This is a genomic window from Pseudoalteromonas nigrifaciens, assembly GCF_002221505.1.
In the GTDB taxonomy this organism is placed as follows: domain Bacteria; phylum Pseudomonadota; class Gammaproteobacteria; order Enterobacterales; family Alteromonadaceae; genus Pseudoalteromonas; species Pseudoalteromonas nigrifaciens.
Window position 1 is genome coordinate 1,734,713 of the sequence record NZ_CP011036.1, and the last position, 11,707, is coordinate 1,746,419.

General features: G+C 39.9%; 12 protein-coding genes and 1 pseudogene. 10 read left to right on the forward strand and 3 right to left on the reverse strand.

The genetic code is table 11. The features are described from left to right. Positions 1 to 21 precede the first annotated feature (21 nt). From istA (PNIG_RS08430) to PNIG_RS08455, 6 genes and pseudogenes are all read left to right on the forward strand, one after another. Entirely contained in the window at positions 22 to 1,515 is a 1,494-nt protein-coding gene (gene istA / locus PNIG_RS08430; RefSeq protein WP_089368256.1) for an IS21 family transposase, read from the forward strand. Beyond that, on the forward strand, positions 1,508 to 2,260 hold the full coding sequence (istB, locus tag PNIG_RS08435) for an IS21-like element helper ATPase IstB (protein ID WP_089368257.1): 753 nt from the start codon (positions 1,508 to 1,510) through the stop codon (positions 2,258 to 2,260). Before istA (PNIG_RS08430) ends, istB (PNIG_RS08435) begins: the two co-directional genes overlap by 8 nt. A gap of 60 nt (positions 2,261 to 2,320) precedes the next feature. Beyond that, positions 2,321 to 2,542, forward strand: a pseudogene (locus PNIG_RS08440) (transposase); the annotation flags it as partial. 217 nt (positions 2,543 to 2,759) lie between these two features. Beyond that, a complete protein-coding gene (istA, locus tag PNIG_RS08445; protein ID WP_089368258.1) occupies positions 2,760 to 4,304 on the forward strand; it encodes an IS21 family transposase in 1,545 nt (514 codons plus the stop codon). Between the two features lie 28 nt (positions 4,305 to 4,332). Further along, positions 4,333 to 5,097: an IS21-like element ISShfr5 family helper ATPase IstB gene (istB, locus tag PNIG_RS08450; protein WP_008111090.1), complete on the forward strand. Its 765-nt coding sequence runs from the start codon at positions 4,333 to 4,335 to the stop codon at positions 5,095 to 5,097. Between the two features lie 31 nt (positions 5,098 to 5,128). Next, on the forward strand, positions 5,129 to 5,956 hold the full coding sequence (locus PNIG_RS08455; RefSeq protein ID WP_244181068.1) for a transposase: 828 nt from the start codon (positions 5,129 to 5,131) through the stop codon (positions 5,954 to 5,956). A 319-nt stretch (positions 5,957 to 6,275) separates the two neighbouring features. Here PNIG_RS08455 and PNIG_RS08460 read toward each other — a convergent pair whose 3' ends face one another. Genes PNIG_RS08460 through nirK form a run of 3 tightly spaced genes read right to left on the reverse strand, consistent with a single transcriptional unit; the run spans position 6,276 to position 9,030 of the window. Then, positions 6,276 to 6,863, reverse strand: coding sequence for an SCO family protein (locus PNIG_RS08460; protein ID WP_086994170.1), 588 nt, complete (start codon positions 6,861 to 6,863; stop codon positions 6,276 to 6,278). A 3-nt stretch (positions 6,864 to 6,866) separates the two neighbouring features. Next, positions 6,867 to 7,625: a formylglycine-generating enzyme family protein gene (locus PNIG_RS08465; protein ID WP_089368260.1), complete on the reverse strand. Its 759-nt coding sequence runs from the start codon at positions 7,623 to 7,625 to the stop codon at positions 6,867 to 6,869. A 1-nt stretch (position 7,626) separates the two neighbouring features. Next, positions 7,627 to 9,030, reverse strand: coding sequence for a copper-containing nitrite reductase (gene nirK / locus PNIG_RS08470; protein WP_089368261.1), 1,404 nt, complete (start codon positions 9,028 to 9,030; stop codon positions 7,627 to 7,629). 293 nt (positions 9,031 to 9,323) lie between these two features. Between nirK and PNIG_RS08475 the strand changes: the two genes are divergently transcribed. The 4 genes from PNIG_RS08475 to PNIG_RS08490 all read left to right on the forward strand — a co-directional run bounded on the left by PNIG_RS08475 (position 9,324) and on the right by PNIG_RS08490 (position 11,667). Beyond that, positions 9,324 to 9,761 (forward strand): hypothetical protein, encoded by a 438-nt coding sequence (locus PNIG_RS08475; protein WP_244181069.1) that lies wholly within the window; start codon positions 9,324 to 9,326, stop codon positions 9,759 to 9,761. Between the two features lie 199 nt (positions 9,762 to 9,960). Beyond that, positions 9,961 to 10,488: a hypothetical protein gene (locus PNIG_RS08480; protein WP_089368263.1), complete on the forward strand. Its 528-nt coding sequence runs from the start codon at positions 9,961 to 9,963 to the stop codon at positions 10,486 to 10,488. A gap of 155 nt (positions 10,489 to 10,643) precedes the next feature. Beyond that, positions 10,644 to 10,769 carry a hypothetical protein gene (locus tag PNIG_RS20275; protein ID WP_255319073.1) on the forward strand — a complete coding sequence of 42 codons (126 nt, stop codon included), beginning with the start codon at positions 10,644 to 10,646 and terminating at the stop codon, positions 10,767 to 10,769. A gap of 349 nt (positions 10,770 to 11,118) precedes the next feature. Continuing rightward, positions 11,119 to 11,667: a cytochrome b gene (locus PNIG_RS08490; protein ID WP_011328160.1), complete on the forward strand. Its 549-nt coding sequence runs from the start codon at positions 11,119 to 11,121 to the stop codon at positions 11,665 to 11,667. The last annotated feature ends 40 nt before the right edge of the window (positions 11,668 to 11,707 follow it).

The following is an 11,707-nucleotide window of genomic DNA, read 5'->3' on the forward strand; positions in this document are numbered from 1 at the left end:
AGCAGAACGGAGGAGTTCACTGTGCCGGGAACACGAATCACTGATCAGCAGGTCACTATTTATATGAAACATAGAAAACGTAATAGCCAAGTTATCGCGGCTGCGAAAGCAGGTATTTCTGAACGTTCAGCAAGGCGCATTGATAAACTGGATGAGCAGCCATTGTCTAATAAACGCCAATGGCGAACGCGTATAGATCCACTTGAGTCTATCTGGGACAGTATTGTTGTCCCTCTACTTCAAGGTGATGCAACGTTAACTCCGGTGGGAATTTTTGATCACCTTTGCGAGTTTCACACCGACAAATTTAACCCTAGCTCACGGCGTACATTAGAGCGTCGAATTCACAAATGGCGAGCACTGTATGGCTCAAGCAAAGAGGTCGTATTCCTGCAAACACACGAGTATGGCCTATTAGGCATGTGTGATTTTACACATGTGAAGTCACCCGTTACCATTGCTAGTGAACCCTTAAAGCATATGTTGTTTCATTATCGTATGCCCGCCAGTGGCTGGGCTTATGCCCAAGTGATTTACGGCGGTGAAAGCTTTGCTGCTTTTTCTGATGGCGTGCAAAACGCATTTAAAGCAGCCGGCGGTGTGCCTAAAGAAGTGCGTACAGACAGTCTGAGTGCCGCCTATCGTAATCACACTAATGATAACGATTTTACAGAGCGCTTTAATGAATTAGTCACCCATTATGGCTTTAAAGCGACCCGCAATAACCGTGGTATTGCGCATGAAAATGGGGCTATTGAGAGCCCTCATGGGCATCTTAAATCGCAACTGGAGCAAGCATTAAAAATCCGTGGTAGTTATGACTTTCAGACAAGAGAAGTCTATGAATCGTTTGTTGCCGACATTGTAGCTCGCCGTAATCGCCGTGTAAGTGATAAATACGCAGTAGAGCAGCGACAATTACATGCTTTACCACGGACGATGAGCGTCAATTACACCGAGCATTATCTAACGGTGTCACGTACGAGTACTATTTCGTTGAAACGTGTTACCTATAGCGTCCCGTCACGCCTTATTGGTAGCCGATTACTTGTTCGTTTATATGACAACCGTTTAGAGCTGCGCTATGGCAGCGATTTAGTTCAAACGTTAGCGCGTGTCTATGCTTCTAAAGGATGCCGTGCACGTAATATTAGTTACTTGCATGTTATTGACGCACTGGTTAAAAAACCATTGGCATTTCGCTACTCACAACTACGTGACGACTTACTTCCAAGCGACAATTACAAAGCTATTTGGGAATACGTTAATGCCCACCTTTTAGCGGATGAAGCGAGCTATTACATGGTGAAATTGCTCCATTTAGCGAAGCAAAGTGGGTGTGAACGTCAATTAGGACGATTTGTAGCAGCGTCAATTACTCAGCGACAATTACCGGCCATCCGAGAATGTGAAGCGCAATTTTTAGTGATTGCATCAAACATACCCACAATAACAATAAAGCAACACAGCTTGAGCGCTTATAGCAGCATGATACCGGGAGGTCTACATGGATAACTTCACGGCCTCGTTACCTTTAATGCTGAAACAATTAAAGCTTAGCACCATGCTTCAACAGTGGAATACTCTGGGCAAAAAAGCGATAGAAGAACAATGGAGCCCACAGCAATACTTATCTGAGCTGTGCCATATTGAACTTGCGACACGCGATGACAAACGCCTTCAGCGGCTTTTAAAAGATGCAAAATTGCCCGTGGGTAAACACCTTAGCAGCTTCGACTTTACCCTTGTTGATGGGGTTAGTAAGCCCCTTGTTGCTGATTTAATAAATCAGCCGGATTGGTTGAAGTACGGTGGCAATATATTGTTATTTGGCGCCAGTGGTCTTGGTAAAACGCATATCGCCAGTAGCATCGGTTATGGCCTTATCGAGCAGGGCCATAAAGTTAAGTTTGTTGCCGCGTCAGCGATTGTTCAACAACTCCAGCAAGCAAAGCGACATTTACGCTTGCAAGACGAACTTGTAAAGCTCGATAAATACAGCTTATTAATCGTTGATGACGTTGGTTACGTTCGAAAAACGGAACAGGAAACGAGTGTGCTGTTTGAATTGATAGCCCATCGCTATGAGCGACACAGCATGATCATCACATCAAACAAATCATTCGAACAATGGGATGAACTATTTGATGATTCAACGATGACTGTCGCGGCAATCGATCGCTTGGTTCATCATGCAACGATTATTCATTGCGAAGGTGAAAGTTACCGACGCAAAACAGCGCTCAATAAGAGCAAATAAAATTCGGTGTCAACCGGCCAAGATAATTGACGCGGAACCGGCCAAGTTAATTGACGCTAGATACGTGCCAGAAAATCACTCATAGATTTATCGGCAACACCTTATTACCACCTAATTGCGCGTTGTGTTCGCCGTGCTTTTTTGTGTGGCGATGATAAATACTCAGGCAAAAACTTTGACCACCGTAGGGAGTGGCTTGTTAAGCGGATGAAATTACTGAGCGATGTATTTGCCATTGATATAGCTGCTTACGCTATTATGAGTAATCATTATCATGTTGTTGCATATTCTCATGCATCGCGATCACCTAATACTATCTAAGCCGATCACCTAATACCATCCATCGAGATCACTCAATATCATCGATGCCGATCACTTTTCGGTCAAAATGGTATTGAGTGATCGGCTTGAATGGTATCGTTCAATTTGTACACGTTTTTGTCTAGCCAGTAGGTGTTTTTAACCGTTATTCTTTTCATTTTTGATGATGAGAATGACCATGCCAACGGCACCTATTTCAATGCGTAAACTTAAAGAGATTTTAAGACTAAAATACAGCTGTAAACTCAGTCATCGTCAGATAGCAACAAGCTTATCTGTTTCACCCTCAATCGTGTCTAAATATGCCTGTAAATCAGCAGAGTTAGATATTACTTACTGGCCGCTTGATGAGAAGTGGGATGATCACGCTCTGCAACAAGCGTTCTTCAAAACAAAGCCTCGATTAAAGGGCTTTACCATTCCTGACTGGTCGTTAGTTCAGCAAGAGCTTCGGCCTAAAACCATGACGTTGTTGCTGCTTTGGGAAGAATACAAAGAGCGGCACGCGGAAGGTTTTTACAGTTACACTCACTTCTGCCGTCAGTACAAGGCATGGCTTAAATGCCAAAAACCCTCCATGCGACAAAATCATAAAGCAGGTGAAAAACTGTTTGTGGATTACTGTGGCCCAACCATGAGTATTGTCGATACAAGTACAGGCGAATGTCGTACTGCACAAGTGTTCGTTGCGGTCATGGGTGCATCAAATTATACCTATGCCGAAGCGACTTACAGCCAGAAACTCGAAGATTGGGTGATGAGTCACGCCCGTTGTTTTGAGTTTCTTGGCGGTGTTCCTGAGCTAATAATTCCTGACAACCTTAAAAGTGCCGTCACCAAACCGTGTCGATATGAGCCTGACTTAAATCCAACCTACCAACAACTAGCGACACATTACGATACGGTCATTGTGCCCGCTAGACCCTATAAACCAAAGGATAAGGCTAAGGCTGAAGTGGGTGTGCAAATTGTTGAACGTTGGATAATGGCGCGCCTTCGCAATGAAACCTTCTTTAGCTTGCGTCAATTGAACCTGAAAATACAAGCATTACTGGTCGATTTAAATCAACGTAAAATGAAAAAGCATCCTGGCTCACGGCTCAGTCAGTTTGATGCTATCGACAGACCTGCACTCAAACCACTGCCCACACAGCCTTACAGCTATACCTTAGTAAAACAGGTGAGCGTGCATATTGATTATCATGTGGAAATTGAAAAGCACTACTACTCAGTGCCACATACCTTAATTAAACAAAAGCTTGAAGCCCATGCCTCCGGGAAGTTGGTGACACTCTACCATCAAGGCATACGAGTCGCTGTTCACCCCAGATCATACCGAGAAGGTGCGCACACCACGCTTGATCTGCATATGCCTATCGCTCATCAAAAGCAGCAACAATGGACACCACAGCGGTTCGAACGCTGGGCGAGTAAATTTGGCACATCAACTGAGCAGTTTGTTATGCAATTGATGCAAGCTAAAAAACATCCAGAGCAAAGCTACCGTGCTTGTATGGGGTTATTAAGCCTAGGTAAAAAGTTTAGTGATCAACGTCTTGAAGCCGCCTGTCATCGCGCATTAACCACAGGTGTTACTCGCGTTAAACAAGTAAAGAGTATCTTAGAAAAAGGCTTGGATAAACAACCCTTGCCACAAGCTCAAGGTGATTTACTACAAGATATTGATCATAAAAATATCCGTGGCAACCACTATTACCATTAATAAAAATTAACAAACCATAGGAAGACTTATGCAAAATATCAATCAACAAGTTAATAATCAGTTAAGTAATTTAAAGCTAAGCGGCATACGTGATGCGCTATTGCAGCAATACGAGCAACCCAATTTATACGTTGAACAAAGCTTCGAAGAGCGGCTAAGTTTATTGCTTGAACATGAAATAACGCAGCGTGATCAGCGTAAAATAGATCGCCTAACGCGACAAGCAAAGTTCAGAGTTGGCGGCACACTTGCCCAACTCAACTATGGCGCAGCACGACAACTCGATAAAGCTCAGATCCGTTCATTAGCACAAGGTGAATGGCTTCGTCTTCACCAAAACATCTTGATCACAGGAGCAACAGGTTGTGGCAAAACTTACCTCGCTTGCGCGCTTGGTCAAAACCACTGCCAACAAGGGAGTAGCGTTTATTATTTTAGGCTCAAAGAGCTATTAGAAAAGATGTTTCTAGCGCAAGCCGATGGTAGTTATCGAAAACTGATCAACAAGCTTAGCTCTGCCAATTTACTGATCTTAGATGATTGGGGATTAGAGCCATTAACGGCTCAACAACGGAGTGATTTACTGGAATTAATTGATGCAAGATATGATACAAAATCGACCTTAATAGCGAGTCAATTACCGATAGAAAATTGGTATGAAATGATCGGAGAATCGACACACGCGGATGCGATTCTAGATAGGCTTGTGCACGGGGCGATAAAGTTGGAATTAAAAGGCGAGTCGATGCGAAAAAAACTAAATTTCTTGACTGATGCCGATCACTCAAGTTAGATTTTACTGAGGTCTACTGACAGACAAAAAAGTGATCGGCTTGAATGGTATTGAGCGATCGGCATCATGGTATTACGCAATTGTGGTTAAAGTAAATAAAAACAAAGCGCTTGATTGGTCTGTTGAAGAGGTTATAAGGCGTTGGTATAAGTTATATAAACAAGGAGACTCTTTGGTTGAACGCTTTTTAAATGGCGAAAAATTAAATGAGGCTAGCTTATATATTTTTAGTGAAATTATAGCAACATGGCGAGCACGACTTTATGATATTAGCTGGTATATGAAAAATCTTAATGAATATATTGCCAGGCAAGCAAATAAAGAAGATAACTGCACAGGAAAATACTGGGAAGGGCGTTATAAATCCCAAGCACTATTAGATGATAAGGCCATTTTAAGTTGTATGGCGTATGTTGATTTGAATCCAATTAGAGCGAAAATAGCTACAGAACTTGAAAACAGTGATTTCACATCAATTCAAGAGCGTATCCATAAATATAAAAACACGCCAAAAAATAGTAAACAACCTGCACAAAAATCAGAGCTTTTTGAGCACAAAAGCCAGCCAATGCAATTACTTAAATTGGGTAGTAATGCAGAACCAGACACGATCCCATTTAGATTAATAGACTATTTAGAGTTAGTAAGTTGGAGTAGTCGTTATTTTACTTGCAATAAACAACGGGAAGTAAGTAAAAATGTACCCAATATATTAGCCAAATTAAATATAGAAGAGGGTGAGTGGCTAAACGCAATTCAGCATTTTCGTAGGCAATATGCAAACTTTGCAGGGAGTAAAGTAAGGTTAATGAATTTAGCTGCGCAGAACCAAGCTAAGTGGTACAAAGGTGTTGGTTAATCTGTAAGTTATTTTATGCAGAGTAAATACGAGCATCCGCGAGGTCGTTCATAGATCTGTGTCAGCTTAAGTTAGCAAATATCCATCATATGAAGTGTAAGCCTCTAACTCTCGTTAAAACCTCCCTAAAATCGAATAAACTTTAACTGTTGTGATTCAATGAAAGCCATACACTGGAGTAAATAATAAATAAACTGTGCATTTGTTTTTTAATAAAAATTAAATGCCTGTCCCATATTAAAATTTTTGAAATTAAATAAACACTCTGCTTTTGTGCGAGTGTTTATTCATTTTTATAGTTTACTTAAGGGTACGAGCTTTAAAAGTTTGTTAGCTTTTCAGCGGCTATTGCTGCGTTATTTATTACTCCAAGTTCTTGAAACTTAATACGTCCTTGCTCGTCTAAACCTGTCATTAAGTTGGAGTGATTAACTTCATTGTTGTCTATGTTTTGAAACTTTATATTTAATACCATGGCTAAACTACGAACGTCTTGTGGTGTGCCGGTTAATAAACTCCAGTTTTGTAAATTTAACTTTCGGCTTTGTGCAAATTCTTTTAGTACTGCAGGTGTATCTGTGTCTGGAGTTAACGATACTAAAATAAAACCTACGTCTTGTTTTTCAGCCTCACTCAGCTTATTTTCAATGGCTTGCATGGTAGAAACAATAGTAGGGCAGGTATGTAAGCAGTGTGTGTAAATAAGGCTTATGACTTGTTTTTTACCGCTAAAGCTACTTAAAGTACGTTTATTAGCGTCTTGATCTAACCATGTACTGTTAAGCTGATAAACAGAGTCTTGTGGTATGTTTTGCGAGTAAGCGTATGAGCTGGCAAGCATGCATATCAGCCCTAATATTTTGAGTGTTATATTATTAGAAATAATAGCTGGGTTATATTTTATCATTTTTTATTCCTTTGATTTCGCACAGCGAAACCCTAAATTGGGTAAAGTATATTTGGCCTGCAAACTAGATCGAAAGCCAAAGCGCATAAATGCGGCATAATCACTGGGATCAGCAGCGCCTTGTGCTCCTGCGGCGCAAAATAATTTTTGATTTATATCACTATCACCACGGGACTCGCCGCTGACCAAAGCGGAGTTAAAATCCTCTGTCCATTCCCAAATTAAGCCGTGTAAGTCTTGTGCCCCCCAATAGTTTGCAGGGTTAGTACCAACCTCAGGGAGTTGTTTGCTACTAGGGCGGCTATACCATTGTAAAATACGTTGGTTATAGCTTTTTTCTAGACTGCCATTGGGCTGGGTTGCACTGGCACTGGCAACACGTTCCCACTGAGCAACCGTGGGTAAGCTTTTATTAAGTGAATGGCAATAAGCTTGGGCTGCAAACCACGACACGTTAACTACAGGGCTGTTTAATTGCCCCTGTGATGGCTGCTTTGCTGTTTGATTTTGTTGCCAATGTTGTAAATATTGAGCTTCTGCAAATATGCTAGGTATTTGCTGTGGCTGCCAACGTGGATTGTTTGTTACAAACTTTAAATATTGCGCGTTAGTCACAGGCGTAATATCTATGCTAAAAGCGCCCACAAATGTTTGTGGGCTGTTTTTATTCATATAAAGCGGCCTGTAGTTACCTGCGGGCAGGGCTACCATTTTAGGTGGCTCTGCCAATGCAAGTGTCATCGTTAATAAAGAAAAAATCATGTTACTTGCGCTGCTTAGCAACTTGTTCAGCAGAGATTTTTCCGCCGGCGTTATCCCAGTTATTTAGTACAAAGGTAATAACATTGGCAATATCTTCGTCATTTAGGTTCATTGCTGGCATTACGCCGTTGTAGTTAACGTTATTAACTTTAATCGGACCCGATAAGCCTTTAATAATCGCATTAACACCTAAAAGTGGGTTGTTGTTCAAATAATCAGACTTTGCTAAAGGCGGGAATGCTCCGGGAATACCTTCGCCATTAGCTTGATGGCAAGCCATACAGTTAGCCTCATAAACACGTTGGCCGAATCGTATTTGGTCATCTTTATTGTTGGCTGTTATTTTAGTAAATGTATTATCTAACGACTGTACTGCTGAGCCTTCTGGTAAATATACGTTTTCAGCTGTTTTGCCTGTAAAAATAGAATGGTCGTCTGGGCCTTCTACTTTTAGCATTGCGAGTGCGCCTTTGTTAAATGCTCTAAAAATAGAATGATCGACCAAAATAAAGGTGCCCGGTACTTCTACTTTAAATTCAACAATGGCAGCGCCGCCAGCGGGGATCAATGTGGTTTGTACGTTGTGATTTTTTAAACTGCCGCCTTCTACATAAACGGTATCAAAAATTTCGCCTATTACATGAAAAGAAGAAACCAAATTAGGGCCACCATTACCAATATATAATCGAACTGTTTCACCTACTTTAGCGGTTAAAGAGTTTTCATCTGTGGTGCTGCCTACTGAGCCATTAAATACTACGTAGTCTGCGTTTTCATCAATTGCCTTTGCCATATCAAAAGGTTGCAAGCCAGCTTCACCAAATTCGCCCTTAGTATAAAAATCCCCTTGTACTAAATAATACTCTCGGTCTACGGGCGCAAGGCCTTCTTTTGGTTCAACTAAAATTAAGCCATACATGCCATTGGCTATGTGCATACCAACAGGAGCCGTGGCGCAATGATAAATATAAAGCCCAGGATTAAGTGCTTTAAAATTAAATGTTGAGGTGTGTCCTGGGGCCGTAAATGACGATTCCGCGCCACCACCTGGGCCTGTTACCGCATGTAAGTCAATATTGTGCGGCATTTTTGAGCTAGGGTGATTTGAGAGGTTAAACTCAATTTCATCACCTTCTCTAACTCGAATAAAACTCCCTGGTACGGTTTCACCAAATGACCAAAATACATATTCAACGCCATCGGCAATTCTCCCTACTTGTTCTCTTGTTTCTAGGTTGATAACTACTTTTGCACTGTGATCTCTATTAATGGCGGGCGGCACCATAGGAGGAGGCGTTAGTATTGCTTGTTCAGTTTTTAAATTACTGGCAGCAAGTAGGTTACCACTAAATAAAATAGCTATTAGAGGGAGCCATAGGGTGTGCTTATTAGGTTGTATTTTCATTTTATATTTTCCATTATAAATGACGATTAACTTAGTATTGCACTTAAGTGCAAAAATGACTTGATGCAGATCAATTAACTTCCGATTAACAAAAGTTTAGTACTGATCAGCAATGTTAACGAGTTTGATTTTAAATCTATTGTTTGTTTTTATTGAGGTATAGCTTTTTATGAGTGAGTTAACGATTTATTGTTGTAAGCATGCTGTTAACTTTCTTTGGAAACTATATAATTAAATTTATATCAATAAGGATGATGATGACAAATAAAGTAGAGGTTTCGGCCAAAAGTGGAATGCATTTTAAGTTTTACAGTGATGACGTAGAAGTTACTTATTACTGCTTGCCCGTATCGGGAAAAGAAGTTGTAAAAGTTAACGGTGAGATAGTTAGCGAAGCACAAAACTTTAAGTTTAGCTCTACTCATCAGTTTGAAATAAATGGCAACCCGGCCAAAATTAGGCTAAAAGCCCACGGTTTAACTAAAAACGTGACACTTTGTGAGTTTTTTGTGGCTGATGAATTAGTTAAAGCTTATAAACTTACTTACGGTACCAAAGGTAAAGTTCCGCTTATGGCTCAGCTTGTTATTAGTGTTATTGCCGCTGCAGTGGGTTGGTTTTTTGCAGCACAGTTTTTATCATCTTGGTTAGCTTTTGCAATAATGATAGCGGTTTTAGGATTAGCAGTGTTTAAATTTGAAAAGCCAAGCTGGGAATGCGAAGAGGTTTAGTAACACCTTCATAAAACTTTAAATTACCTACCTTATACCCCGTATTTTTAACACTGCAGCGAGCCTTAGTTGCAGTGATTTTATTTAACTAATAAAGTTAACAAAATTTATTGCTCATTTACCTATTCGAGTAGTAGTATAGCCGACCTTTTTAGCTCAGTAACTGAGCTAAATACTACTATGAAAATTTAGGTTATTAATGAAGTTATGTATTGTCGGTTTTTTATTTGCGTTTAGTGCCTGTTTTAGTTCCCTTGCTTTAGCGCAAACTACGCAAGAGTATAGTGCTGTGCAAAATGTTTCAGCAGATGCGGCGGGTCATATAAAAGTTGAGACGTTAACTAACATTGAACCTAATAACAGCTACGACAGGCACATTCATTCCTACTGGGAAAACCGCTATGTTACTGAAGGGCGTGATAACTTAGCAAATAAAGGGATTACCTCAGTATCTACAGAGCTAAATTATGAAAATTTCATAATTATTCCTTGGTTTGCTAAAGGCATTAATACCGATTATTCAGAAGTGAATTTAAATATAATATACGCAACGGTATTATCAAAAAACCTTGAGCTATTAAGTGGGTATAGTGCAATTGCCTCGCGCGAAGAAAGCAGTAACGCTTACGATAATGAGGTTAGCCTTGAGCTTATTTACTCTTTTGCACAGCAGGTTCAGCTTATAAGTAGTTTATATTATTCATTTGATGACAAGGTGCTTTTTTAGATGTTGCGCTAAATAAACATTATCAATTAACGCCCGTATTACAGCTTGATTTTAAAACCAGTGTTGGCTTTAATTCAGGGTATGTGGCCGATGGGCATAATGGTGCTAATCATGTGCTATTTAGTACCAATTTATCTTACTCAGTAATAAAAAACATGCAGTTATACGCATATAGCAACTACAGTTTTGCTATTAATAAAGATTCTAACCGCTATGCCGACGATGAATTATTACAAGATGTATTTTGGGCGGGGCTTGGTTTAAGTTATCAATACAGATAGCGCCTATAAATATAAGTTAAATAGTTATTGTGCTAGATCATTAAAAGCTTACTTTAAACACTGTAAAAGTTTTAAACGCGCTAAACTTCTTAAGTAACCTGAGCTCCGGATAATAAACTTATCTCAAGCAGCTGTTTTCAGCGCTAACTGCGTTGAATTTACTTGCAATAGGCCAGCTATTGACGCGTAAATTCGCCTTGTTTTCACTGAAAACCTCTGGCTAGAGAAAATAAAATTAAATATAACGATGATTCAATATGTTCGTAAATCTCTTAACCAGAGTTCAGGTTAAGTACGGTGTGCTTGAGAAGTAAAGAGCGCATTTATTTCTTATATTTTTAGAGGTTTTATGGCTATAAAAAACACATCTACCCATTACAATAAACTCTCAATAATCCTGCACTGGCTAATGTTATTAGTATTAATTGCTGTGTATGCCTCTATTGAACTACGGGTTTTATTTGATAAGGGCACAGAAACTCGCGATTTATTTAAAATGTGGCATTTTATGCTGGGGTTATCAGTTTTATTGCTTGTAACTATTCGGCTATTTATTCGTTTAAAAAGTGGTTCTAAACCATTAATAACGCCCAGTCCAGCAAAATGGCAAACCATGGCAGCTAGTATTACGCACATTGCACTTTATGCTTTTATGTTTGCAATGCCTTTGGCAGGTTGGTTTATGCTGAGTTTATTTGATGCGCCAATCCCTTTTTATGGTTTTGAATTACCCGCATTAGCGGCAAAAAACACTGATCTGGCAAAACAAATTAAATACCTACACGAAACAACGGGCGTACTTGGTTATTACTTAATTGCATTACATGCCAGCGCAGCACTTCTGCATCATTATATTATTAAAGACAATACACTTAAACGTATACTGTTTAAAAAATAACGGTTAGTAAAAGTGCCGACTTATAATTTAAGTCGGCATT

Bases quoted from the DNA above. Each gene is read 5' to 3' on its own strand.
- istA (WP_089368258.1), top strand. From the start codon at position 2,760: ATGCCAACGGCACCTATTTCAATGCGTAAACTTAAAGAGATTTTAAGA.
- PNIG_RS08480 (WP_089368263.1), top strand. From the start codon at position 9,961: ATGAAGTTATGTATTGTCGGTTTTTTATTTGCGTTTAGTGCCTGTTTT.
- PNIG_RS08490 (WP_011328160.1), top strand. From the start codon at position 11,119: ATGGCTATAAAAAACACATCTACCCATTACAATAAACTCTCAATAATC.
- PNIG_RS08460 (WP_086994170.1), bottom strand. From the start codon at position 6,863: ATGATAAAATATAACCCAGCTATTATTTCTAATAATATAACACTCAAA.
- PNIG_RS08475 (WP_244181069.1), top strand. From the start codon at position 9,324: ATGCATTTTAAGTTTTACAGTGATGACGTAGAAGTTACTTATTACTGC.
- PNIG_RS20275 (WP_255319073.1), top strand. From the start codon at position 10,644: ATGCAGTTATACGCATATAGCAACTACAGTTTTGCTATTAATAAAGAT.
- istB (WP_008111090.1), top strand. From the start codon at position 4,333: ATGCAAAATATCAATCAACAAGTTAATAATCAGTTAAGTAATTTAAAG.
- istB (WP_089368257.1), top strand. From the start codon at position 1,508: ATGGATAACTTCACGGCCTCGTTACCTTTAATGCTGAAACAATTAAAG.
- nirK (WP_089368261.1), bottom strand. From the start codon at position 9,030: ATGAAAATACAACCTAATAAGCACACCCTATGGCTCCCTCTAATAGCT.
- PNIG_RS08465 (WP_089368260.1), bottom strand. From the start codon at position 7,625: ATGATTTTTTCTTTATTAACGATGACACTTGCATTGGCAGAGCCACCT.